Source organism: Streptomyces sp. NPDC045955, from assembly GCF_056430805.1.
The window spans coordinates 256933-280691 of record NZ_JBWKKY010000006.1; the positions used below are offsets into that span (position 1 = coordinate 256933).

The window sequence follows — 23759 nt, forward strand, 5'->3', positions numbered from 1 at the left end:
GGGCGGTCCGTACCCCTACTGGCGGGTACGGACCGCCCTGCCGTGTATGGGGCATCTGGATGTCACCACCGCAGCCTCAGGGAGGTAGGGTCGTAGGCGGTCGGGGACATCCCAAACAGAGCTCGCCGGCTCTTCATGGCCGGCGTACCAACGAGGAGATCGGTTCGTGACGATCCGCGTAGGCATCAACGGCTTCGGCCGCATCGGTCGTAACTACTTCCGCGCGCTGCTGGAGCAGGGTGCAGACATCGAGATCGTGGCTGTCAACGACCTGGGTGACACCGCGACCACCGCTCACCTGCTGAAGTACGACACCATCCTCGGGCGCCTCAAGCAGGAGGTCTCGCACACCGAGGACACCATCACCGTCGGCGACAAGACCATCAAGGTCCTCGCCGAGCGCAACCCCGCCGACATCCCGTGGGGCGAGCTGGGCGTCGACATCGTCATCGAGTCGACCGGCATCTTCACCAAGAAGGCCGACGCCGAGAAGCACATCGCCGGCGGCGCCAAGAAGGTCCTCATCTCGGCTCCGGCCAAGGACGAGGACGTCACCATCGTGATGGGCGTCAACCAGGACAGCTACGACCCGGCGAACCACCACGTCATCTCCAACGCCTCCTGCACCACCAACTGTGTGGCGCCGATGGCCAAGGTCCTCGACGAGAACTTCGGCATCGTCAAGGGCCTGATGACGACGGTGCACGCGTACACGAACGACCAGCGCATCCTGGACTTCCCGCACAAGGACCTGCGCCGCGCCCGTGCCGCCGCCGAGAACATCATCCCGACCACCACGGGTGCCGCCAAGGCCACCGCGCTGGTCCTCCCGCAGCTCAAGGGCAAGCTGGACGGCATGGCCATGCGCGTCCCGGTCCCGACCGGTTCGGTCACCGACCTGGTCCTCGAGCTCGGCCGCGAGGTCACCAAGGAAGAGATCAACGCCGCCTTCCAGAAGGCGGCCGAGGGCGAGCTGAAGGGCATCCTCGAGTACACGGAGGACCCGATCGTCTCGTCCGACATCGTCAACGCCCCGGCGTCCTGCACCTTCGACTCCTCCCTGACCATGGTCCAGGAGGGCAAGAACGTGAAGGTCATCGGCTGGTATGACAACGAGTGGGGCTACTCCAACCGCCTCGTCGACCTGACGGTCTTCGTCGGCAACCAGCTCTGATCCACAGAGCAGGCACGTCCATGTGAGAACAGGGCTCGGGCAGCGCGAGAATGCGCTGTCCGAGCCCTGACTCACGTACAGATCAGAGCTGTTCGATCACGAGCGCTTACGAGCGATCACGAGCTCTTCCAGGAGTCCCCTCATGAAGACGATCGACGAACTCCTCTCCGAAGGGGTGGCCGGCAAGCGGGTCTTCGTCCGCGCCGACCTGAACGTGCCGCTGGACGGCACCACCATCACCGACGACGGCCGGATCCGCGCCGTGGTGCCCACGGTCAAGGCCCTCGCCGACGCGGGCGCCCGGGTGGTCGTCGCCTCGCACCTGGGCCGCCCCAAGGGCGCCCCGGACCCGGCCTTCTCCCTCGCCCCGGCCGCCGCGCGCCTCGGTGAACTCCTCGGCACGGACGTACGGTTCGCCACGGACACGGTCGGCGAGTCCGCCCGGGCCACCGTCGCCGCCCTCACCGACGGCCAGGTCGCGGTCGTCGAGAACCTGCGCTTCAACGCCGGTGAGACCAGCAAGGACGACGCCGAGCGCGGCGCCTTCGCCGACCAGCTCGCCGCCCTCGCGGACCTCTACGTCGGCGACGGCTTCGGCGCCGTGCACCGCAAGCACGCCTCCGTCTACGACCTCCCGGCCCGGCTGCCGCACGCCGCCGGCTACCTCATCGCCAAGGAGGTCGCCGTCCTGAAGAAGCTGACGGAGGACCTCCAGCGGCCCTACGTCGTCGCCCTCGGCGGCGCCAAGGTCTCCGACAAGCTCGCCGTGATCGACCAGCTGCTCGGCAAGGCCGACCGCATCCTCATCGGCGGCGGCATGGCCTACACGTTCCTCAAGGCCAAGGGCTACGAGGTCGGCAAGTCCCTCCTCCAGGAGGACCAGATCGCGGCCGTCCAGGAGTACGTCGAGCGGGCCGAGAAGACCGGCGTCGAGCTGGTCGTGCCCGTCGACGCGCTGACGGCAACCGAGTTCCCGGACCTGAAGACCAAGGCTGCCGCCCACCCCACGACCGTCGCCGCGGACGCCATCCCGGCCGACCAGATGGGCCTCGACATCGGGCCCGAGACCCGCAAGCTGTACGCGTCCAAGCTCGCCGACGCCGCCACCGTCTTCTGGAACGGACCCATGGGCGTCTTCGAGCACCCCGACTACGCCGAGGGCACCAAGGCGGTCGCCCAGGCCCTCGTCGAATCCAAGGGCTTCACCGTGGTCGGCGGCGGAGACTCCGCCGCCGCCGTGCGCACCCTGGGCTTCGACGAGACGGCATTCGGCCACATCTCGACCGGTGGCGGCGCCTCCCTCGAATACCTCGAGGGCAAGACGCTCCCCGGCCTCGCCGCACTGGAGGACTGACCTAGATGAGCACGCGCACGCCGCTGATGGCGGGCAACTGGAAGATGAACCTCAACCACCTCGAGGCCATCGCCCACGTCCAGAAGCTCGCCTTCGCCCTGGCCGACAAGGACTACGAGGCCGTCGAGGTCGCCGTCCTGCCGCCCTTCACCGATCTGCGCTCCGTGCAGACCCTGGTCGACGGCGACAAGCTCAAGATCAAGTACGGCGCCCAGGACATCTCGGCACACGACGGCGGTGCCTACACCGGCGAGATCTCCGGCCCCATGCTGGCCAAGCTGAAGTGCACGTTCGTCGCCATCGGCCACAGCGAGCGCCGCCAGTACCACGCAGAGACCGACGAGCTGGTGAACGCCAAGGTCAAGGCCGCCTACAAGCACGGCCTGACCCCGATCCTGTGCGTCGGCGAGGAGCTGGAGGTCCGTGAGGCGGGCAACCACGTCTCCCACACCCTCGCCCAGGTCGAGGGCGGTCTGAAGGACCTCCCCGCCGAGCAGGCCGAGACCGTCGTGATCGCCTACGAGCCCGTCTGGGCCATCGGCACCGGCAAGGTCTGCGGCGCCGAGGACGCCCAGGAGGTCTGCGCGGCGATCCGCGGCAAGATCGCCGAGCTGTACTCGCAGGACGTGGCCGACAAGGTCCGCATCCAGTACGGCGGCTCCGTGAAGTCGGGCAACGTCGCCGAGATCATGGCCCAGGCCGACATCGACGGCGCCCTGGTCGGCGGCGCCTCGCTGGACGCCGACGAGTTCGTCAAGATCGTGCGGTTCCGCGACCAGTGAGTATGCGGTAGACGCGATCCGTCGTACCCTTGCGGGGTCCAGCACTGTGCTGGACCCCGCGTCGTCCATCCGAATCCGAGGAAGTTGGTCCAGCCGTGGTTTTGGGGTTCTCGATCGCCCTGATCGTCTTCAGCCTGCTGATGATGCTGCTGGTGCTGATGCACAAGGGCAAGGGCGGCGGTCTCTCCGACATGTTCGGTGGCGGCATGCAGTCCTCCGTCGGCGGCTCCTCGGTCGCCGAGCGCAACCTCGACCGGATCACCGTCGTGGTCGGTCTGCTCTGGTTCGCGTGCATCATCGTGCTCGGCATCCTGATGAAGGTGAACAACTGACCGGCCCGCATCCCGCACGCACTGCGTACGCAGGCAATACCTACGTAACGCCCCATGTTGGGTACGCGCGGCACAGCGCGGCCTATCATGGGGCTTGCGTCTAGGTGTGAGGGTTGTAACTCCAATCACTGGACGCGCGTTGGGCCTTACGTAGACTGAGGCGCTCGCAGCGAAGCGGAACGCCGACTCGCTTCGCGGCACCATCACGCAGGGAGTTACGACCGTGGCAAGTGGCAACGCGATCCGGGGAAGCCGGGTCGGGGCGGGGCCGATGGGCGAGGCCGAGCGCGGCGAGTCCGCGCCGCGGCTGCGCATCTCCTTCTGGTGCTCCAACGGACACGAGACCCAGCCGAGCTTCGCCAGCGACGCGCAGGTGCCCGAAACCTGGGACTGTCCCCGCTGCGGATTCCCGGCCGGCCAGGACCGGGACAACCCGCCGGACCCGCCGCGCACCGAGCCCTACAAGACGCACCTGGCGTACGTGCGGGAGCGCCGCAGCGACGCGGACGGCGAGGCGATCCTCGCCGAGGCGCTCGCCAAACTGCGGGGCGAGATCTAGAAGTCGAGACCGGCCGGGCACCAGCGGGTGCCCGGCCGGCGCTGCTTTCCGCACCGGCGGACGGCCGTTCGCGGACCGATTGTCAGTGGTGCCCTCTACGGTTTGTGCATCGGGCGAACCGTGAGGGGGAACAGTGGCGACGGTCGAGGTGGGAAGCGTGCGCGTGCCCGCGTGGCGCGGGGGCTTCGGACGGCTGTGGAGCGCCGCCGTGCTGTCCGGTTTCGGTGACGCGCTGCGTACGGCCGCGCTGCCCCTGCTAGCCGTCACGCTGACCGACGAGCCGCTGCTCATCGCCTCCGTCACGGCCTGCGGCTATCTGCCCTGGATCGTCTTCGGCCTGCTCGGCGGGGCCGTCGCCGACCGCGTGGACCAGCGGCGGGCCATGTGGACGGTGGACGCCTTACGTGGGCTGCTGGTCGCCGCCTTCGCGGTGGCCGTCGCTCTCGGTCACGCCTCGATCGGCCTGCTCATCGTGCTGGCCTTCGCCCTGACCACCCTCCAGACCCTCTTCGACAACGCCGCCACGGCCCTGCTGCCCGCCCTGGTCGACCGGGACGCCCTCGGCAGCGCCAACGCCCGGCTGCTGACCGGCCAGCGCATCGCGGGCGGCCTGCTGGGCGGTCCGGTCGTGCCGCTGCTGCTGGCCGCCGGGGCCGCCGTGCCCTTCGCGGCCGACGCCGTGACGTTCCTGGTGGCCGCCGCGCTGGTGGCCTCGCTGCCGGCCGCCGAGTCCGACCGCGCGCCGCGACCGTCGGGCAGCACGCTGCGCCGCGAGATCGCGGAGGGGCTGCGCACCCTGTGGCGCGACCGCTCCCTGCGCGGCCTGTGCGCCGCGACCGCCCTGTGCAACATCGGCATGGGCACCCAGCTCGCCCTGCTGGTCGTTCTCGTCACCGACTGGCTCGGCGCGGGCCCCGCGGGATACGCGGCGGCGGGCGCGGCCTTCACGCTCGGCAGCCTGGCCGGGGGAGTGGTGAACAGCCGGCTGGTCGCGCGTCTCGGCCGGCTGCGGTCCGTGCTGCTCGCCGGCTCGGTGCAGACGGCGGCCCTCGTCGTCATGGGCACCGTGCGCAGCCTGACCGTGCTCGTGGGCGCGCTCGCCGTCTTCGGGTTCATGGGCATGGTGTGGAACGTCAACACCACGACACTGATGCAGGAGCGCAGCCCCGCCGAGTTCCTGGGCCGGGTCAGCTCGGCCTTCCGCACCCTGGCCTTCGCCGGCGTGCCCCTCGGCGCCCTGCTGGGCGGGGCCGTCGCCACCGCCTGGGGGCCGAACACCCCGCCCCTGCTCACGGCCGCCTTCTTCGTCCTCTCCGTCCTCGCACTGATACCCGCGCTCAAGGCGAACGTAGTTGTTGTCGAGCCGGACGACGGCGCCACGACAGCCGATGTCACGCGCTGATCCATTAGGTTGGGGCCGGCAGCGGGGCAAGGTACGCAGGCAGGACAGGAAAGAAGGCTGAAGCCCGAGATGAACGCAGACGGCCGTACCAGGCTCAACCAGACGTCCGAGTGGACGGCACTGGCCAAGCACCGCGAGGAGCTGGGCGACGTCCAGCTGCGCGAGCTGTTCGCCGCCGACTCCGGCCGCGGCACCGCGTACACCCTCCGGGTCGGCGACCTGTACGTCGACTACTCCAAGCACCTTGTCACCGACGACACCCTGCGGCTGCTGCGCGAACTGGCCGCCGCCACCGACGTGTTCGGGCTGCGGGACGCCATGTTCCGCGGCGAGAAGATCAACTCCACGGAGAACCGGGCCGTGCTGCACACCGCGTTGCGCGCCCCGCGGGACGCGGTGATCGAGGTCGACGGTGAGAACGTGGTGCCGGGCGTGCACGCCGTGCTCGACAAGATGGCCGACTTCGCGAACCGGGTGCGCTCCGGGGAGTGGACGGGTCACACCGGCAAGCGGATCCGCAACGTGGTCAACGTCGGCATCGGCGGCTCCGACCTGGGGCCCGCGATGGCGTACGAGGTGCTGCGCGCCTTCACGGACCGCTCGCTGACCGTGCGCTTCGTGTCGAACGTGGATGGCGCCGACCTGCACGAGGCGGTGCGGGATCTGGACCCCGCGGAGACGCTGTTCGTCATCGCCTCCAAGACGTTCACCACCATCGAGACGGTCACCAACGCCACGTCCGCGCGCGGCTGGCTGCTGGACGCGCTCGGTGACGAGGCCGCCGTCGCCAAGCACTTCGTCGCCCTGTCGACGAACGCCGTGAAGGTCGCCGAGTTCGGTATCGACACGGCCAACATGTTCGAGTTCTGGGACTGGGTCGGCGGCCGTTACTCGTACGACTCCGCGATCGGCCTGGCCCTGATGATCGCCATCGGCCCGGACAACTTCCGGGAGATGCTCGACGGCTTCCGGATCGTCGACGAGCACTTCCGGACCGCGCCCGCCGAGTCCAACGTGCCGCTGCTGCTGGGCCTGCTGGGCATCTGGTACGGCAACTTCCACGGCGCCCAGTCGCACGCGGTGCTGCCGTACAGCCATTACCTGGCCAAGTTCACCGCCTACCTCCAGCAGCTCGACATGGAGTCCAACGGCAAGTACGTCGACCGGGACGGGCGTGAGGTGGAGTGGCAGACCGGCCCGGTGGTGTGGGGTACGCCGGGCACCAACGGGCAGCACGCCTACTACCAGCTCATCCACCAGGGCACGAAGCTGATTCCGGCGGACTTCATCGGCTTCGCGCGGCCGGTCGGCGAGCTGGGCGACCGGCTCAAGGCGCAGCACGACCTGCTGATGGCCAACTTCTTCGCGCAGACGCAGGCGCTCGCCTTCGGCAAGACACCGGAGGAGGTGCGGGCCGAGGGCGTGCCGGAGGAGCTGGTGCCGCACAAGACGTTCAAGGGCAACCACCCGACGACGACCATCCTGGCGCCCGAGCTGACGCCGTCCGTCCTCGGCCAGTTGGTCGCCCTCTACGAGCACAAGGTGTTCGTGCAGGGCGCGGTGTGGAACATCGACTCCTTCGACCAGTGGGGCGTGGAGCTGGGCAAGGTCCTCGCCAAGAGGGTCGAGCCCGCGCTGACCGAGGGCGCCGAGGTCGAGGGCCTGGACGCGTCGACCAAGGCCCTGGTCGCCACGTACCGGGAGCTGCGCGGCCGGCAGTGACGAGAGCGCCGGGCGGGAGGCGGACGGCAGCGCGCGTTCGCCCACCGCCCGGCCCGTACGGCCATCACTCCGCGCCGGGCGGGCAGCACCCGTACGTCCCGCACCCGCAGTCGCCGTACAACCCGCGGCACCCGTACGGGGGCTGACCCCCGGAGGGGGCCAGGACGTCAGGCGACCGCGCTCAGTGTGTCCGCCAGGCGGCGGCGGGCCGCGCGGGCCGCGGGTACGGCGGCCAGGGCGGCCGCGCAGAGTACCGCCGCCGCACCGAGCAGCAGCATCAGCGGGGCGGAGGGGCCCTGGGCGATGCCGGCGCCGATGCCGCTCGACCGGCCCTGGGCGTCGATCAGCCAGTGGGCGAGCGGCAGGCCAAGGGCGGTGGCGGCGAGCACGGCCGCCAGTGCCGTACAGCCGGTGGCCGTGACCGTGATGGCCGTGATCTGCCGGGGGGACAGGCCGATGGCCTTCAGCGCGAGCAGGTCCCGTTCGCTCTCACGGACGGTGCCGCCGATCGCGGTCAGCAGCTCGATCAGCCCGATGAGGGCGAGGACGGCGATCAGCCCGGCGATGACGGCGCGCAGCGGGGAGAGTCCGTCGGCGGGGTTGGTCACGGTGTGCACGTCCAGGTGTCCGCGCCCGGCCGTGGCCAGCCGGTCGGCGACCTCCCGCGGATCGGCACCGGGATCCAGACGCAGCTCGTAGAGGGTCGGGCGGAGCCCGGGGTCGTTCGCGCGAAGGGTGTCGAGGGACGTGGAGATGACCCGGCCGGCGTTCTCCGGCTCGACGCTGCGGCCCACGATGTGCAGGATCTGCGGCTGGTCCCCGACGGTCATCCGCACCCAGTCGCCGACGCGCACGTCCAGCAGGTCGAGCAGTCCCTGCCCGGCCACGGCCTCGTCGGCGCCACGGGCGGGGCGGCCCTCGGCGAGGGTGTACGGGTAGGGATCCTGGCCGGTGCCGATACCGCGCAGGGCGATGGTCGCCGTCTGGCCCGGAACCAGGGCGGCCGTCTCCACGCCGGGGTAGGCGGCGGACACCTCCGGGTCGCGTTCCAGGAGGGCCCGGGTCTGCCGCTCGCTCAGGCCGGCGTCGGCGCGGACGCTGAGGGCGGTCGGCAGGCCGACCTGCTCGGGCGTGCTGTGGAAGCGGTCGATGGTGGTCCACGCGCTCATCGCCACGACGATCAGCAGCAGCGGCAGGGTGAGGCGGGCGACGGTGGCGAGGGACCGGGGGCGGCGGGTGAACGCCTTGTGCCAGCCCAGCACGAGCGCGGGCGGAACCCGCGCCCCCAGGGCGCGGCGCGCCAGGTCGGAGAGCTGCCCGGTCCGGGGAGCCGAGGGCCGCAGCCTGAGGACGCGGCGCAGGCCGCTGGTCGGCCGCTCGCCAGGCGCAGCTGCCGCGGACTGTGGTGGGAGGGCATGGCCCGTGGCCACCGTCGGCCGCCCGCCATGCGGAGCCTCCGCGGACTGTGGTCGCAGGGCTTGGCTCGGTGTCGCGGTCGGCTGCCCGTCAGGTGCTGCCGCTGCTGTGGGCCGCAGCCCGAGGACCCGGCGCAGGCCGTTGGCCAGCCGCCCGACAGGCGGTGTGGCAGCGGGCTGGAGGGCTTGGGCTGTTGTCCCCGTCGGCTGCGTGCCAGGCGTAGCCGCCGCGGCGCCAGGACCGAAGGACCGGCCCGTGTTCGCTCCGGCCAGCCGACCGCCGAGAGCCGCGGCGGGGCGCTGCACCGGTACCGGCGGGACGCGGCCCGCCCGCCAGGCGGCCAGTCCGGTGGTCGCGCCGATGAACAGCACCGCGCCCACCGGGATCACGAACAGGGCCACGGTGTGGCCCGGCAGCCCTTGCCACACGCCGACCGCGTCCCCGAGCCGACCCGGGATCCGGCTGCCCAGGGCCTCGGCCAGCGCGGCGGCGGCCACGGCGCCCAGGAGCGCGTAGGCGAGGTGCTGGAGCAGGAAGATGCGGACCACCTGGCCGGGGGTGAAGCCGATGGCCTTCAGTACGGAGAGATCCCGCAGGTGGCCGCGGATACGGGTGCCGATCGCCCCGTGCACGGCGAGCCCGGCGGCGACCAGCGCGCCCAGCCCGAACAGGCCCAGCACCTGGCCGAGGAGCCGGTTGTCGCCCTGGGCCTCGGCCCGGGCCTGCTGCCAGGTGGACACCTCCCCGATCGCCCCGGCGCCCAGGACGGTCACGGCGCGCTGGACGACGTAGGACGTGTCGCCGGGATCGGTCAGCCGCAGCCCGATCACCTGGCCGCCGGGATCCGGCACGGCCGACGGCGGCGCCCACACCAGGCCCGGCTGTTCACCGGGCCGGTAGCGCGGCTCGGCGCTGTCGGCGAGGCCCACGACGGTCAGTTCACGGGCGGTGCCGGGCACGGTGAGGGTGTCGCCGGGCTCGGCCAGCAGCGCGCGGGCGAGGCGGCTCTCCAGGACCACACCGTTCGGCGTCGCGGGGTCCAGCCAGTGGCCGGAGACGATCGGCGGGCGGCCGACGGACGGCCGCTGCGGCGTGGCGCGCAGTTCGACGGCGGCGCGGCTGCCGCGCGAGGCGACGGTGGTGGCCGCGGTGGGGTAGGGGCCGGCGACGGAGTCGACACCGTCCAGCTCGGCCAGCTTCCCGGTCTCGGCATCGGTGTCGGTGTGCAGCCACACGTGCGCGCCGTGCGACTGCGTGAACACGCGCTGCCAGGGGTTGGTGGCGTACCCGAAGAGGGCCGTCGCCAGCAGCAGGGAGGCGACGATGCCAGCCGTGGCGAGGACGAGGAACAGCGCCTCGCCGCGGTGCGTGCGCAGATCGGAGTGCGCCCAGCGCAGGGTGGCTCGCACGGACCTCAGCCTCCCGGCCCGGACACCGGGCAGCCGTCGTACACCCGCATGTCAGTCCTTCACCCGCATGTCAGTCCCTGAGTTCCAGCACACCGGATATCCCGGACCGGCGCGGCGGTGTGCCGCCGTCAAGCTCCGCGTCGTCGGCGATCCGGCCGTCGAAGAAGCTGATCACCCGGTCCGCGGCGCTCGCCAGCCGCGCGTCATGAGTGACCAGCAGGATCGTCTGGCCGCGCTGGTGGAAGCGGGTCAGCAGCCGCATCACCTCGCGGGTGCCCTTGCTGTCGAGACTGCCCGCGGGCTCGTCGGCCAGCAGCAACGGGGGATGGTTGACCAGCGCCCGGGCCAGGGCGACGCGCTGCTGCTCGCCGCCGGACAGCTCGCCCGGCATGCTGCGCTCCTTGCCCGTCAGGCCCAGTTCGGCCAGCAGCTGCTCCCGCTCGGCCCGGGCTCGCTTGGGCGAGGTCCCGGCGAGGAGGGCGGGCAGCTCCACGTTGTCGGCGACGGACAGGTTGGACACGAGGTTGAAGAACTGGAAGACGATCCCGATCCGCTTCCGGCGCTCCACCGCCCAGCGGGCCTCGCTGTAGGTGTCGGTGGACTCGCCGTCGAGCCAGATCCTGCCCGCGTCCGGCCGCTGGAGGCCGCCGAGCAGATGCAGCAGCGTCGATTTCCCGGCGCCGGACGGGCCGGTGATCGCCACGAACTCGCCGGGCCGTACGCACAGGTCGACCCCGCGCACGGCATGGGCGGGCGCGCCCTCGCCGTGGTGCGTCTTCACCAGCCCCTCGGCGCGCAGCACAGGAGCGGGACGGTCGTCGCTCACTCCAGCTCCTCCAGCTCTTCCTGGCACCGTTCCAGCCAGTCGAGATCGGCTTGCAGGTGCAGCATCGCGCCCTCGATCAGCAGGTGGGCGATGCGGTTGTCGCGGTCTTCGGCGGCGGCCAGCTTCGACAGCTGCCGCATGGTGTTCAGGTACTGGCGCCGCTGCTGGTTGATCAGGGAGATCTGGTCGGCGAGCCCGGTCTGCGGGGCGAGCGCCAGCTTCATGAAGAACTCGTCCCGTACCCGCGGCTCGTCCTCGGGCTCCTCGAACCAGGCGCGCAGCGCCTCCCGCCCGGCGTCGGTGAGGTGGTAGACCTTTTTGTTGGGCCGGCTGGACTGCGCCACGTCCTCGCCCTCGATCAGTCCCGACTTCTCGAGGCGGCCGAGGGTCACATAGATCTGGCCGACATTCGGCTGAGGGTACGCGGAGCCCAGCAGTTGCTCAAGGTCCTGCTTGAGCTCGTAGCCGTGGGCGGGTCCGCGGGCGAGGAGGGCCAGGAGGGGCAGGCGCACGCGTGCAGTCCTCCTGTCCGGTCCAATGTGCTCCAGGCCCTAGTATCGCCCATACCTAACAGGTATACATGGCCTCTGTTCCGGGCAAGGGTGCCCAGCGCCGGTGTACAGGGAGGAACCTATGCGGTGGATCCATGCCGCGGGTAGGGGCCTTCTCGTTCTCGTCGTGGTCCTGACAGGCTACGTCGCCGCCGGAGCGCAGGCGGGCGAGCCCGCCGGCGGCGGTCGTGGACCGCTCACCCTCGCCACCGCCGGAGACCTTACCGGGTACCTCGGTCCTCTGCTGGAGGGCTGGAACCGCACCCACCCCGGCGAAAAGGTGACCCTCGTCGAGCTGCCGGACTCCGCCGACGAGACCCAGGCCCAGATGGCCACCGACCTGCGCGACGGCGACCGCAGCCGGTTCGACGTGCTCAACATCGACGTCAACTGGACTTCGGAGTTCGCCGCGGCGGGCTGGATCCGGCCGCTGCCCCGCGACCGGTTCCCGCTGAAGACCTTCCTCCCGCCGGTCGTGGACACGGCGACCTACGACGGGCAGCTCTACGCCGTCCCGTACGTCACCAACGCCGGCCTGCTCCTGTACCGCAAGGACGTCCTCGCCAAGGAGGGTGTGGAGCCGCCACGCACCTGGGCGGAGCTGGAGCGGTACGCGAAGACCATCGCCCCGAAGTACGGCCTCGACGGCTACGCCGGGCAGTTCCTGCCGTACGAGGGCCTCACCGTCAACGCGGCCGAGGCCGTCTACTCGGCGGGCGGCTCGATCCTCGGCGACGAGGGCGAGCGCGTCACCGTCGACTCGGCGGCGGCCCGCGAGGGCATCGGCTTCCTGGCGCGCGGGGTGCGTGAGGGCTGGATCCCGAAGGAAGCGCTGACGTACAAGGAGGAGGAGTCCAAGCAGGCCTTCCAGGACGGCCGGCTGCTCTTCCTGCGGAACTGGCCGTACGCCTACGTCGGCGCCTCCGCCCCGGGCTCCGAGGTCGCCGGGAAGGTCGGCGCCGTCCCCCTGCCGGGACCGGACGGGCCGGGCACGAGCGTCCTCGGCGGCTCCAACCTGGCCGTCAGCGCGCACGCCCGGCACCCCGACTCGGCCGCCCGCCTGATCGCGTACCTCACCAGCGAGCGCGTCCAGCGCCAGGTCCTCACGCGCGGCGCGCTGCCGCCGGTCCGGGCCGATCTCTACGAGGATCCCGCACTCATCCGCAGGTTCCCGTATCTGCCGACCCTGCGCGAGAGCGTGCGCACGGCCGCCCCGCGCCCCAAGAGCCCGCGCTACGACCAGGTCAGCCTGGTCGTGCAGGCGGTCGTGCACGACGCGATGGCCGGTCACGAGACGCCCGCGGCGGCGGTGCGCCGGCTGGCCCGAGAGCTCGCCGCCATCTCGCGCCGTTAGCGGTTCTACTTACTTGTTAGGTAACGCGGACGTCTCATCTCGCCGAGGTATGTCCGATAAATACCTGAATCTACCACCTCAACTCCACGGTAGCTTCCGCCTTTTCATTGACACCCTCTCGACACGCCTACTTAACATGCATGCATAACCGCTGCCCTCCTCAGAGACAGGTCGATGGGTTGAACAGGCACCACTGGTGGCGTGACGCAGTGATCTATCAGGTGTACGTCCGCAGCTTCCTGGACAGCACCGGTGACGGCGTCGGCGATCTCGCCGGAGTCCGGGCCGGACTGCCGTACCTGAAGAAGCTCGGCGTCGACGGGATCTGGCTGAGCCCCTTCTATCCCTCGCCGCAGCACGACCACGGCTACGACGTGGCCGACTACTGCGACGTCGACCCGCTCTTCGGCGACCTCGACGAGTTCGACCTGCTGGTCGGGGCCGCGCGGCGGCTCGGCATCAAAGTGCTGCTCGACATCGTCCCGAACCACTGCTCCAGCGAGCACCCCTGGTTCCGTGAGGCGCTCGCGTCCCCGCCCGGCAGCCCGGCCCGCGCCCGCTTCCACTTCGCCGACGGCCGTGGCCCGGACGGCTGCGAGCCGCCCAACAACTGGCACTCCATGTTCGGCGGCCCCGCCTGGAGCCGGGTGACCGAGCCGGACGGACGCCCCGGCCAGTGGTACCTGCACATGTTCGCGCCCGAGCAGCCCGACTGGAACTGGCGCAACCCGGAGATCGGCGCCGAGTTCGACCGGATCCTCCGCTTCTGGCTGGACCGGGGCATCGACGGCTTCCGCATCGACGTCGCCGCCGGGCTCTTCAAACACCCGGAGCTGCCCGACTCGGACGACCCGGAGGCCGACGCCCGCACCCGCGACTCGGTCAACCCGCTCGCCTGGAACCAGCCCGAGGTCCACGACGTGTGGCGCCGCTGGCGCTCCATATGCGAGGAGTACACCGAGCGCGACGGCTGCGAACGCCTCCTCGTCGGCGAGGTCTCCGTCCCGACCGCCCGCCAGCACGCCCAGTACGTCCGCCCCGACGAACTCCACCAGGCCTTCTTCTTCGACCTGCTCAGCGCCCCCTGGGACCCGGACGCCTTCCAGAAGGTCATCGCCGAGGCCATGCAGGACATCGCCGGCACCGGCTCGACCGTCACCTGGGTCCTCAACAACCACGACCAGGTCCGCACCGTCACCCGCTACGGCGAACCCGCCACCGAGGGCAGCGGCCTCGGCGCCGCCCGCGCCCGTGCCGCCGCGCTGCTGATGCTGGCGCTGCCCGGAGCCGCGTACATCTACCAGGGCGAGGAGCTCGGCCTGCCCGAGGTCGTGGACCTGCCCGACGACGTGCTCACCGACCCGATCTTCCGCCGCACCGGCAACAGGGCCCGCATCCGCGACGGCTGCCGGGTGCCGCTGCCCTGGTCGGGGCAGGCCTCGCCGTTCGGCTTCACCCCGGGTGTGGAGAGCGCCAAGCCGTGGCTGCCCCAGCCGGAGTACTTCGCCGAGTACGCCACCGACCGCGCCCTCGCCGACACCCGCTCCTTCTGGCACCTGTACCGCGACGGTCTCCAACTGCGCGCAGCACTGCCCCAGTTGGGCGAGGGCACGCTGCGCTGGCTGGACTCCCCGCCCGGCGTCCTGGCCTTCTCCCGCGGTGACGACCTGGTGTGCGCCGTCAACTTCGGTACGGCACCCACCCCCGCGCCGGTCTCCGGCACCCCCCTGCTCGCCAGCGGTCCCTGCCCGCCCGGAGTGCTCTCCGGCTCGACGGCCGCCTGGTGGATCCGTTCCTGAACGCCCCGCAAGTCAACTCCCCGAAGGGACATCAACGATGATGCGACGACGTACCACCCTGCTCACCGGCTGCACCGCCCTCGTCCTGGCGCTCGGCGCGACCGCCTGCGGCGGCGGCCCCGTCTCCGCCGGCGGCGGCGACAAGGCGCTCAGCGGCCAGACGATCACCGTGGCCGGTGTCTGGTCCGGCACCGAGCAGAAGAACTTCCAGAAGGTGCTGGACGCCTTCACCGAGAAGACCGGCGCCAAGACGCAGTTCACGTCCACCGGCGACAACGTCTCCACCGTCGTCGGCAGCAAGATCGAGGGCGGCAACGCCCCCGACGTCGTGATGGTCCCGCAGGTCGGCGTGCTCAAGCAGTTCGCGCAGAAGGGCTGGCTCAAGCCGCTCTCCAAGAAGACCGAGCAGGCCGTCGACGCCGGCTACGCCCCCGTGTGGAAGAAGTACGGCAGCGTCGACGGCACCCTCTACGGCCTGTACTTCAAGGCCGCGCACAAGTCGACCGTCTGGTACAGCCCCGACGCCCTCGAGCAGGCCGGCGTGAAGCCCCCGAAGAGCTACGACGAGATGCTGAAGGCCGGGCAGACCGTGTCCGACTCCGGGCTCGCCGCGTTCTCCGTCGCCGGGCAGGACGGCTGGACCCTCACCGACTGGTTCGAGAACGTCTACCTCTCCCAGGCCGGACCCGAGAAGTACGACGCCCTCGCCGCGCACAAGCTGAAGTGGACGGACGCGTCGGTCGTCGACGCCCTGACCACGCTCGGCAAGCTCTTCAAGGACAAGCAGCTCATCGCCGGCGGCCAGAAGGGCGCCCTGAACACCGACTTCCCCGGCTCGGTGGAGAAGGTGTTCGGCCCGAAGCCCGAGGCCGGCATGGTCTACGAGGGCGACTTCGTGGCCGGCGTCGCCAAGGACCAGTTCGGCAAGAAGGTCGGCGAGGACGCGAACTTCTTCCCGTTCCCGGCGGTCGCCGGCGGCGAGGCACCGGTCGTCAGCGGCGGTGACGCGGCCGTCGTCCTCAAGGACGGCAAGAACCAGAAGGCGGCCCAGGCCCTCCTGGAGTTCCTGGCGACCCCCGAGGCCTCCGCGGTGTGGGCGGAGGCGGGCGGCTTCCTCTCCCCGAACAAGAAGCTGGACCTCGCCTCCTACGGCGACGACGTCACCCGCGCCACCGCCGAGTCCCTCGTCCAGGCCGGGGACTCGGTCCGCTTCGACATGTCCGACCAGGCCCCGGCGGCCTTCGGCGGCACCAAGGGCACCGGCGAGTGGAAGCTGCTCCAGGACTTCCTGCGCGACCCGTCGGACCCGAAGGGCACCGCGGCGAAGCTGGAGGCCGCGGCGGCCAAGGCGTACCAGGACTGATCCGCCATGACAGCGACCCTCGTCAAAGAGACGAACCCCCCGCCGCCCGTCACGGTCGCCGACCGCACCCGGCGTCTGCGGCGGCGCGGGAAGATCATCGCCCTGCTGTTCGTGCTGCCCGCCCTGCTGCTGCTCGGCGCGCTCGTCGTCTACCCCGTGCTGTTCAGCATCGGCCGCAGCTTCTTCGACGCCTCCGGGACGACCTTCGTCGGCGGCGACAACTACACCGAGATGTTCCGCGACCCGGCGACCCTCACGGCCGTGCGCAACACGGCCATCTGGGTCGTCGTGGCCCCGGCCCTGCTGACCGGACTCGGGCTGATCCTGGCCGTGCTGGTGGAGAAGGTCCGCTGGGCCACCGCCTTCAAGCTGCTCCTCTTCATGCCGATGGCGGTCTCCTTCCTCGCCGCCGGCATCATCTTCCGGCTCGCCTACGACGAGGACCCCGACAAGGGCGTCCTCAACGCCGCGGTCGTCTCCGTCCACGACGCCTTCAAGGCCGAGTCCTCGTACCCGACGGCCCGGGCGCGTGACGGGCAGGGCCTGACGAAGGACGAGGACGGTTCGTACCGCACGAGTACGCGCGTGTCCCCGGGCGACGCGGTGACGCTGGGCCTGGTCGGGGTGCTGCCCGACGACCTGCCCGGTGGAACCGAACCCGCGTACACGGCGGCGGGAAGGAAGGCCGGCCCCGACGAACTGCGCGGCGTGGTCTACCTGGACTTCACGCCCGGCGGGGGAGGGGAACAGGGCAAGGTCGACCGGCGGGAGAGCGGACTGCCGCAGATGAAGGTCGAGGCGGTACGCGACGGCAAGACCGCCGCCACGGCGACCACCGCCTCCGACGGCTCCTTCCGCTTCGAGGGCCTCGCACCGGGCTCCTACCAGGTGAAACTGCCGGCGTCCAACTTCGCCCCGCCCTACGAGGGCGTCTCCTGGCTCGGACCGGCACTCGTCACACCGGCGATCATCGGGGCCTACCTGTGGATCTGGACCGGTTTCGCCATGGTGCTGATCGGGGCCGGCCTGTCCACGCTGCCGCGGGACGCGCTGGAGGCGGCGCGGATCGACGGCGCCAACGAGTGGCAGATCTTCCGGCGGATCACGGTGCCGCTGCTGGCCCCGGTCCTCACCGTCGTCTTCGTCACCCTCGTCATCAACGTGATGAAGGTCTTCGACCTCGTCTACATCATCGCGCCCGGGCCCGTGCAGGAGGACGCGACCGTCCTTGCGACGCAGATGTGGCTGGTGTCGTTCGGCGGCGGCAACAACCAGGGGCTCGGCAGCGCGCTCGGAGTGCTGCTCCTGCTGCTGGTGGTTCCGGCCATGGTGTTCAACGTCCGCCGTTTCCGAAGGAGTCAGCGATGAACGCGGTTCGGCGCGGGTTGGGCAACGGAGTCGTCCAGGCCTTCCTCGTGGTGATCGGCCTGGTCTGGATGACGCCGCTGGCCGGGCTGTTCCTGTCCTCGCTGCGGTCCGCCGAGGACACGGCGAAGGGCGGCTGGTGGACGGTGTTCTCCAGCCCCGGGCAGCTGTCCTTCGACAACTACTCCTCGCTGCTGCAGAACGCGGGCATCACGCAGGCGTTCTGGAACACGGTGCTGATATCGGTGCCGACGACGGTGCTGGTCGTGGTGATCGCGGCGCTCGCGGGGTACGCCTTCGCGTGGCTGGACTTCCCCGGGCGCGAGGCGGTCTTCCTGGTCGTGGTCGCGCTGCTGGTGGTGCCCGTGCAGATCGGGCTGCTGCCGGTCGCCAAACTCTTCGGGCAGCTGGGGCTGTTCGGCACGATCCCCGGTGTCGTGCTGTTCCACGTGGCCTACGGCCTGCCGTTCGCGGTGTTCCTGCTGCGGAACTACTTCGCCGAGATGCCGAAGGAGATGCTGGAGGCGGCTCGGATGGACGGCGGCAGCGAATGGCGTATCTTCACGCGGCTCGTGCTGCCCGTGGGGCGGCCGGCGATCGCCTCCCTGGCCATCTTCCAGTTCCTGTGGGTGTGGAACGACATGCTGGTGGCGCTGCTGTTCGCGGACAGTTCCGCACAGCCGCTGACGGTGGAACTCCAGTCGCAGATCCGGCAGTTCGGCAGCAACATCGACGTCCTGGCGCCCGGGGCGTTCGTGTCCCTGGTCGTGCCTGTCGTCGTGTTCTTCGCGTTCCAGAGGCACTTCGTGCAGGGCGTGATGGCGGGGTCGGTGAAGTAGCCCGCCATCCAGGCCCTAGCCGTCCACCGCCGTCATGGCGCGCTCGACATGAGCGCGCAGGCTGCGCGGTGGGCGGCCGGTGAGGCTCTCGACCGTGTCGGTGACCCGGTCCTCGGCCCCTTCGGCGATGGCGCGGTCCAGACCGGCGAGCACCGCGGCGAACTCCGGCGGGAGCACATGTGCCAGCCGGTCGCGCATCTGCTCGTGGGTCAGCCGCCGGTGGGTCACGGGGCGTCCCGTCACCTCGCTCAGGACGGCGGCGGCATCGTCGTAACTCAGCGCCTCCGGCCCGGTGATGACCAGGTCGCCTCCCGCGTCGCGGTCGGCGGTCAGCGCGTGCACGGCGACGGCGGCGATGTCGTCGGCGTCCACGAAGGCCACACGCCCCTCGCCCGTCGCGGTCAGGATGGTCCCCTGCTCGCGGATGCTCCGGGCGTGCTCGTGGTCGCCGGTGAAGTTCTGCATGAACCACGAGGGCCGCAGGGCCGCCCATGTCCCGAACAGGCCGGGCAGGGCCTGCTGCACCTGTCCGACCGCCGGGCCGCCGGAGGGGATCGCCGAGGAACCGAGCAGCACGGCCCGGCCCACGCCGGACGAGCGGGCCCGTTCCAGGAACGGCAGCATGACGGCGGCGGGCTCGGGGTCCCCGACCGGCGGGACCAGATAGACCCGGTCCACACCGGTCAGCGCCTCGTCGAACGTCCCCGGGTCGTACCAGTCGAAACGGACGGACTCGGCACCGGCGACGGGGACCGCGCGCCGGCTCGCCGCCCGCACCCGCCCTCCTCGCGCGGTGAGCAGCCGGGCCACGCGCCCGCCGGTCGTGCCGGTGGCGCCGATCACCAGGGTGGCGGCGGTCACCGGCCCCTCCCCGCGAAGTCGGCCGTGCCGTCCTGGGGGAGGGCGAGCGGGTTCCAGTAGTCGCGGTAGTGAGTGAAACGGCCGCCGGCGACCGTCACCACGGCGATGTACCTCATGTCGAACGGCTCTTCGCTCTTCACCAGCCGCCCCACCCCGCGCATCTCGACCACGACGGTCGCGGGGTCGTCGGTCCGGTGGATCGTCAGGTCGGGGAAGGCGTGCAGGTCGATGTGGTCGGGATAGTCCCGCATGTAGTCGAGGACGGCCGCCTTGCCCTCCAGCCGCCTCGGCCACCCCTCGGGCGCGAACGGGAACTCCAGGACGCCGTCGTCGTCCCAGAGCCGGACCCAGCCGGCGATGTCCTTGTCGAGCAGCAGCCGCAGGCTGTGGCCGAACAGCTCGGCCGGTGACGGGGATGCGGTCATGGGTGAAGTCATAGGTGTCCCTCCGCTACGATGCGGACCTCCGGTCCGCTTAAGAGAGAATACGGACCGCCGGTCCGGTTATGCAAGATGCGGACCCGGAGTCCGCTTACCGGGTCGGAGGAGACGGAGGCATCTCGTGCCCGAACGCAAGCCCCGCGCGGACGCGCTGCGCAACCGCGAGTCCGTCCTGGCGGCGGCCGACCGGCTCTTCGCCGCGTGCGCGAGCCCCGAGGACGTCACCATGGCCGACATCGCCGCAGAGGCCGGCGTCGGCAAGGGCACCCTCTTCCGGGGGTTCGGCGACCGCACGGGCCTGATCCGCGCGCTCTACGAGTCCCGGCTCGAACCGATCCGCCAGGCGATCGCCGAGGGTCCCCGACCGCTCGGACCCGGAACGCCCCCCGCGGAACGCGTCCCGGCCCTGCTCGACGCCCTCCTGTGCTTCAAGCTCGACCACCGGCACCTGTCCGTGGCCCTGGAGGGTACGGGAAGCGACAGCCCCTACCGCGCCGCGCACTACGACTGGTGGCACGGCACGCTCCGGGACGTCCTGGAACAGGTCCCCGGCTTCACCGACGCCGGCTTCGTCGCCCACGCGCTGCTGGCCGCGGTCCGCGCCGACCTCGTCGACCACCTGACCGACCGGCAGCACATGACGCGTGACCGGCTCCGGGCCGATCTGGCCGCCTTCACCGCACGGGTGCTGGGCGGGAGCTGAGCACGAGAACACCGGAGCGGCCGGACCCCCTGCGATCAGGGGCTCCGGCCGCTCCGGTGAACGAGGCCGAACGGCGTCCGCGACGGTCAGGCCGACGCCGACGGATACAGCGAGCGCGGAAGCTGCGAGGCCGCTGCCGCGTCCAGCAGCCACAGCGTCCGGGACCGGCCGTAGGCACCCGCCGCCGGTGCCTGCACCTCGCCCGCCCCCGAGAGGGCGATCGCAGCCGCCTGCGCCTTGTCCTCACCGGCAGCCAGCAACCACACCTCCCGCGCCGCACGAATCGCCGGCAGCGTCAGCGTCACCCGCGTCGGCGGCGGCTTCGGCGCGCCGTGGACACCGACGACCGTACGGTCGGCCTCCCGCACCGCCGGCAGCTCCGGGAACAGCGACGCGACGTGCGTGTCCGGGCCGACGCCCAGCATCAGCACGTCGAACGTGGGGACGGGCCCGTGGTTCTCCGGGCCCGCGGCCGCTGCCAGTTCCTCCGCGTACGCGGCCGCCGCCGCGTCCACGTCGTCGCCGTGGGGACCGTCCGACGCGGGCATCGCGTGCACCCGCTTCGGGTCGAGCGGCACCGAGTCGAGCAGTGCCTGACGCGCCTGCGTGACATTGCGCTCCGGGTCGCCCTCCGGCAGGAACCGCTCGTCACCCCACCAGAGGTCGAGCCGGCTCCAGTCGACGGCGTCCCGGGCGGGCGCCGCGGCCAGGGCGGCCAGCAGGCCGTTGCCGTTGCGGCCGCCCGTCAGGACCACGGACGCCGAACCCCGGGAGGCCTGCGCGTCCACGATCCTGGTGATCAGCCGGGCCGCCGCGGCCTGGGCCATCAGCTCCTTGTCGCGGTGGACGACCAGCTGCGGTGCCGTACTCACTTCGTCGTCGCCTTCCGTACCGGTTCCAGCTTGGGCGGTTCCTGCTTCACCGGTGCCTCCGCCGTCGCTTGCGAAGCGGGTGCTTTCGCAGCCGTTTCGACGCGAGCGGGGAGGGCGAGTCGCCCTCCGCCGGCACTTTTGGGCTCCCCTTTGGCCACCGGCTCTTCCTTCGCCGGAGCCGGCAAGGACGCCTTCAGCCGGTCCACCCCGTACCGCAGCGCCGACGCGTACGTGTCGTCCGGGTCCAGCCGCCGCAGCTCCTCCGCGATCAGCTCGGCCGTGTCCCGGCGCTTGAGCGCCACACCACGGGCCGGCTGGCCCTCGATGGAAAGGGTCGCCAGGGATCCGTCGGCACGGTCCAGGGTGATCGCGCCGCAGCTGGTGTCCATGCGGACCGCCGTCAGACCGGGGCCGCCGGACAGTGAGCGCTTCACGGGGACGTCCAGCCGGTCCGCGAGCCACATCGCCAGCAGCTCACAGCTCGGGTTGAACTCCTCGCCCTCCACCTCGACGGCCCTGACCTCGCAGGTGACCTGGTCGAGGGCTGCCGCCAGCATGGAACGCCAGGGCGTGATGCGGGTCCAGGACAGGTCCGTGTCGCCGGGGGTGTAGGTCCCCGACCGGGTGGCCAGGTCCCGCACCGGCTGCTCGGAGGCGTACGTGTCGGTGACGCGGCGCTGGGCGAGGGCGCCCAGGGGGTCCTTCGCCGGGTCGAGCGGCGCGTTCACCGGCCACCACACCACCACCGGGGCGTCCGGCAGCAGCAGCGGCAGCACCACCGACTGGGCGTGGTCGGCGACCTCGCCGTACAGCCGGAGCACCACCGTCTCGCCGGTGCCGGCCTCCGCGCCGACCCGGACCTCCGCGTCCAGGCGGGACTGCGTACGGTCGCGGGGCGAGCGGGAGACGCGCTTGATGACCACGAGCGTGCGCGAGGGATGCTCGTGCGAGGCGTCGCTCGCGGCCTTCAGCGCGTCGTAGGCGTTCTCCTCGTCCGTGACGATGACCAGCGTGAGCACCATCCCCACCGCCGGGGTGCCGATCGCCCGGCGGCCCTGCACCAGCGCCTTGTTGATCTTGCTGGCCGTGGTGTCCGTGAGGTCTATCTTCATGGCCGGCGCCAGCTCCGTCCGTGTCGCTCGAGCATTTCGTCCGCCTCGACGGGCCCCCAGGTACCGGCCGGGTACTGGGCGGGCTTGCCGTTGGTGTCCCAGTACTCCTCGATCGGGTCGAGGATCTTCCAGGACAGCTCGACCTCCTCGGTACGAGGGAAGAGGTTCGAGTCTCCGAGGAGAACGTCCAGGATGAGACGCTCGTACGCCTCCGGGCTGGACTCCGTGAAGGACTCGCCGTAGGCGAAGTCCATCGACACGTCGCGGATCTCCATCGACGTGCCGGGGACCTTCGAGCCGAAGCGGACCGTGACGCCCTCGTCCGGCTGGACACGGATGACGATCGCGTTGGAGCCCAGCTCCTCGGTGGCCGTGCTGTCGAAGGGGGAGTGCGGGGCCCGCTGGAAGACGACCGCGATCTCCGTCACCCGGCGGCCCAGGCGCTTGCCGGTGCGCAGATAGAAGGGGACGCCCGCCCAGCGGCGGTTGTCGATCTCCAGCTTGATCGCGGCGTAGGTGTCGGTCTTCGAGGAGGCGTTGATGCCGTCCTCCTCCAGATAACCGCGCACCTTCGTGCCGCCCTGCCACCCGGCCGCGTACTGGCCGCGCACGGTGTCCCGGCCCATGTCCTTGGGCAGCTTCACCGCGCCGAGCACCTTGGTCTTCTCGGCGGCCAGCGCGTCCGCGTCGAAGGAGGCCGGCTCCTCCATGGCGGTGAGCGCCAGGAGCTGGAGCAGGTGGTTCTGGATGACGTCCCGGGCGGCGCCGATGCCGTCGTAGTACCCGGCCCGGCCGCCGATGCCGATGTCCTCGGCCATGGTGATCTGCACGTGGTCCACGAGGGACCGGTTCCAGATCGGCTCGAACATCGTGTTGGCGAAGCGCAGCGCCAGGATGTTCTGGACGGTCTCCTTGCCCAGGTAGTGGTCGATGCGGAAGACCTGGTCCGGGGCGAAGACCTCGTGGACGACCTTGTTGAGCTCCTCGGCCGACTTCAGGTCGTGCCCGAACGGCTTCTCGATGACCGCGCGCCGCCAGGAGCCGCCCTGCTGGTCGGCCAGCCCGTGCTTCTTCAGCTGCTGGATGACCACCGGGAAGGACTTCGGCGGCACGGACAGGTAGAAGGCGAAGTTGCCGCCCGTGCCCTGTGCCTTGTCCAGCTCATCGATCGTGGAGCGCAGCCGCTCGAAGGCGTCGTCGTCGTCGAACGTGCCCTGCACGAAGCGCATGCCCTGGATGAGCTGCTGCCAGACCTCCTCGCGGAAGGGCGTGCGGGCGTGCTCCTTGACCGCGTCGTGGACCTCCTGGGCGAAGTCCTCGTGCGCCCACTCGCGGCGGGCGAAGCCCACCAGCGAGAAGCCCGGCGGCAGCAGACCCCGGTTGGCGAGGTCGTACACGGCGGGCATGAGCTTCTTGCGGGACAGGTCGCCCGTGACGCCGAAGATGACCAGGCCCGACGGCCCCGCGATACGCGGGAGCCGTCGGTCCGCGGGGTCACGCAGCGGGTTGCTGCTCGACACCTGT

Annotated in this window: 21 protein-coding genes; 13 read left to right on the top strand and 8 right to left on the bottom strand. The window is 71.1% G+C overall.

The annotated features are described in order from the left end of the window. The first annotated feature begins 166 nt into the window (after positions 1–166). The 7 genes from gap (at position 167) to pgi (ending at position 7325) form a co-directional block, all read left to right on the top strand. Entirely contained in the window at positions 167–1174 is a 1008-nt protein-coding gene (gap, locus tag AC07F0_RS14935; RefSeq protein WP_478978730.1) for a type I glyceraldehyde-3-phosphate dehydrogenase, read from the top strand. A 142-nt stretch (positions 1175–1316) separates the two neighbouring features. After that, positions 1317–2528 carry a phosphoglycerate kinase gene (locus tag AC07F0_RS14940; protein WP_478978733.1) on the top strand — a complete coding sequence of 404 codons (1212 nt, stop codon included), beginning with the start codon at positions 1317–1319 and terminating at the stop codon, positions 2526–2528. Between the two features lie 5 nt (positions 2529–2533). Next, positions 2534–3310 carry a triose-phosphate isomerase gene (gene tpiA / locus AC07F0_RS14945; protein WP_356923156.1) on the top strand — a complete coding sequence of 259 codons (777 nt, stop codon included), beginning with the start codon at positions 2534–2536 and terminating at the stop codon, positions 3308–3310. A gap of 95 nt (positions 3311–3405) precedes the next feature. Continuing rightward, positions 3406–3642, top strand: a complete 237-nt coding sequence (gene secG, locus AC07F0_RS14950; RefSeq protein ID WP_208641567.1) for a preprotein translocase subunit SecG — start codon at positions 3406–3408, stop codon at positions 3640–3642. Between the two features lie 223 nt (positions 3643–3865). Beyond that, entirely contained in the window at positions 3866–4201 is a 336-nt protein-coding gene (locus AC07F0_RS14955; RefSeq protein WP_003976875.1) for an RNA polymerase-binding protein RbpA, read from the top strand. 133 nt (positions 4202–4334) lie between these two features. Next, positions 4335–5603: an MFS transporter gene (locus AC07F0_RS14960; RefSeq protein WP_478978735.1), complete on the top strand. Its 1269-nt coding sequence runs from the start codon at positions 4335–4337 to the stop codon at positions 5601–5603. 69 nt (positions 5604–5672) lie between these two features. Then, the gene (gene pgi / locus AC07F0_RS14965) at positions 5673–7325 is read left to right on the top strand and encodes a glucose-6-phosphate isomerase (RefSeq protein WP_478978738.1); all 1653 of its coding nucleotides are present in this window, start codon (positions 5673–5675) and stop codon (positions 7323–7325) included. Between the two features lie 167 nt (positions 7326–7492). On the opposite strand, the gene AC07F0_RS14970 is transcribed toward pgi, so the two are convergent. The 3 genes from AC07F0_RS14970 to AC07F0_RS14980 all read right to left on the bottom strand — a co-directional run bounded on the left by AC07F0_RS14970 (position 7493) and on the right by AC07F0_RS14980 (position 11488). Beyond that, entirely contained in the window at positions 7493–10150 is a 2658-nt protein-coding gene (locus AC07F0_RS14970; RefSeq protein WP_478978741.1) for an ABC transporter permease, read from the bottom strand. 70 nt (positions 10151–10220) lie between these two features. Continuing rightward, positions 10221–10976: an ABC transporter ATP-binding protein gene (locus tag AC07F0_RS14975; RefSeq protein WP_356923161.1), complete on the bottom strand. Its 756-nt coding sequence runs from the start codon at positions 10974–10976 to the stop codon at positions 10221–10223. Next, entirely contained in the window at positions 10973–11488 is a 516-nt protein-coding gene (locus tag AC07F0_RS14980) for a PadR family transcriptional regulator (protein ID WP_114251383.1), read from the bottom strand. The genes AC07F0_RS14975 and AC07F0_RS14980 overlap by 4 nt, the downstream gene beginning before the upstream one ends. 121 nt (positions 11489–11609) lie before the next feature. Here AC07F0_RS14980 and AC07F0_RS14985 point away from each other — a divergent pair, with 121 nt between their 5' ends. The 5 genes from AC07F0_RS14985 to AC07F0_RS15005 all read left to right on the top strand — a co-directional run bounded on the left by AC07F0_RS14985 (position 11610) and on the right by AC07F0_RS15005 (position 18247). Continuing rightward, positions 11610–12881, top strand: coding sequence for an ABC transporter substrate-binding protein (locus AC07F0_RS14985; protein WP_478978744.1), 1272 nt, complete (start codon positions 11610–11612; stop codon positions 12879–12881). Between the two features lie 140 nt (positions 12882–13021). Continuing rightward, the gene (locus tag AC07F0_RS14990) at positions 13022–14680 is read left to right on the top strand and encodes a glycoside hydrolase family 13 protein (RefSeq protein ID WP_478978747.1); all 1659 of its coding nucleotides are present in this window, start codon (positions 13022–13024) and stop codon (positions 14678–14680) included. A gap of 37 nt (positions 14681–14717) precedes the next feature. Further along, the gene (locus AC07F0_RS14995; protein ID WP_478978749.1) at positions 14718–16043 is read left to right on the top strand and encodes an ABC transporter substrate-binding protein; all 1326 of its coding nucleotides are present in this window, start codon (positions 14718–14720) and stop codon (positions 16041–16043) included. 6 nt (positions 16044–16049) lie between these two features. Then, entirely contained in the window at positions 16050–17411 is a 1362-nt protein-coding gene (locus tag AC07F0_RS15000; RefSeq protein WP_436729001.1) for a carbohydrate ABC transporter permease, read from the top strand. Next, positions 17408–18247, top strand: a complete 840-nt coding sequence (locus tag AC07F0_RS15005) for a carbohydrate ABC transporter permease (RefSeq protein ID WP_436729002.1) — start codon at positions 17408–17410, stop codon at positions 18245–18247. Before AC07F0_RS15000 ends, AC07F0_RS15005 begins: the two co-directional genes overlap by 4 nt. 15 nt (positions 18248–18262) lie before the next feature. On the opposite strand, the gene AC07F0_RS15010 is transcribed toward AC07F0_RS15005, so the two are convergent. Together AC07F0_RS15010 and AC07F0_RS15015 are read right to left on the bottom strand one after the other, a co-directional pair. Next, positions 18263–19108 (bottom strand): NAD(P)H-binding protein, encoded by an 846-nt coding sequence (locus AC07F0_RS15010; protein WP_478978752.1) that lies wholly within the window; start codon positions 19106–19108, stop codon positions 18263–18265. Next, entirely contained in the window at positions 19105–19533 is a 429-nt protein-coding gene (locus AC07F0_RS15015; RefSeq protein ID WP_478978755.1) for a nuclear transport factor 2 family protein, read from the bottom strand. Before AC07F0_RS15015 ends, AC07F0_RS15010 begins: the two co-directional genes overlap by 4 nt. Positions 19534–19669: 136 nt before the next feature. On the opposite strand from AC07F0_RS15015, the gene AC07F0_RS15020 reads away from it, so the two are divergent. Next, entirely contained in the window at positions 19670–20251 is a 582-nt protein-coding gene (locus AC07F0_RS15020; RefSeq protein ID WP_478978758.1) for a TetR/AcrR family transcriptional regulator, read from the top strand. Between the two features lie 86 nt (positions 20252–20337). Here AC07F0_RS15020 and pgl read toward each other — a convergent pair whose 3' ends face one another. From pgl to zwf, 3 genes are read right to left on the bottom strand one after another with little or no spacing between them, the layout of a single operon-like run. Further along, positions 20338–21123, bottom strand: coding sequence for a 6-phosphogluconolactonase (gene pgl / locus AC07F0_RS15025; protein WP_436730201.1), 786 nt, complete (start codon positions 21121–21123; stop codon positions 20338–20340). Next, the gene (gene opcA / locus AC07F0_RS15030) at positions 21120–22235 is read right to left on the bottom strand and encodes a glucose-6-phosphate dehydrogenase assembly protein OpcA (protein WP_478978761.1); all 1116 of its coding nucleotides are present in this window, start codon (positions 22233–22235) and stop codon (positions 21120–21122) included. The genes pgl and opcA overlap by 4 nt, the downstream gene beginning before the upstream one ends. Further along, positions 22232–23755 (bottom strand): glucose-6-phosphate dehydrogenase, encoded by a 1524-nt coding sequence (gene zwf / locus AC07F0_RS15035; protein WP_478978764.1) that lies wholly within the window; start codon positions 23753–23755, stop codon positions 22232–22234. The genes opcA and zwf overlap by 4 nt, the downstream gene beginning before the upstream one ends. Between the last annotated feature and the right edge of the window lie 4 nt (positions 23756–23759).

Coding starts and splice junctions, on each gene's coding strand:
- AC07F0_RS15000 (WP_436729001.1), top strand. CDS start 16,050: ATGACAGCGACCCTCGTCAAAGAGACGAACCCCCCGCCGCCCGTCACG.
- AC07F0_RS14940 (WP_478978733.1), top strand. CDS start 1,317: ATGAAGACGATCGACGAACTCCTCTCCGAAGGGGTGGCCGGCAAGCGG.
- pgi (WP_478978738.1), top strand. CDS start 5,673: ATGAACGCAGACGGCCGTACCAGGCTCAACCAGACGTCCGAGTGGACG.
- AC07F0_RS15015 (WP_478978755.1), bottom strand. CDS start 19,533: ATGACCGCATCCCCGTCACCGGCCGAGCTGTTCGGCCACAGCCTGCGG.
- tpiA (WP_356923156.1), top strand. CDS start 2,534: ATGAGCACGCGCACGCCGCTGATGGCGGGCAACTGGAAGATGAACCTC.
- AC07F0_RS14985 (WP_478978744.1), top strand. CDS start 11,610: ATGCGGTGGATCCATGCCGCGGGTAGGGGCCTTCTCGTTCTCGTCGTG.
- AC07F0_RS14990 (WP_478978747.1), top strand. CDS start 13,022: ATGCATAACCGCTGCCCTCCTCAGAGACAGGTCGATGGGTTGAACAGG.
- AC07F0_RS14995 (WP_478978749.1), top strand. CDS start 14,718: ATGATGCGACGACGTACCACCCTGCTCACCGGCTGCACCGCCCTCGTC.
- AC07F0_RS15005 (WP_436729002.1), top strand. CDS start 17,408: ATGAACGCGGTTCGGCGCGGGTTGGGCAACGGAGTCGTCCAGGCCTTC.
- opcA (WP_478978761.1), bottom strand. CDS start 22,235: ATGAAGATAGACCTCACGGACACCACGGCCAGCAAGATCAACAAGGCG.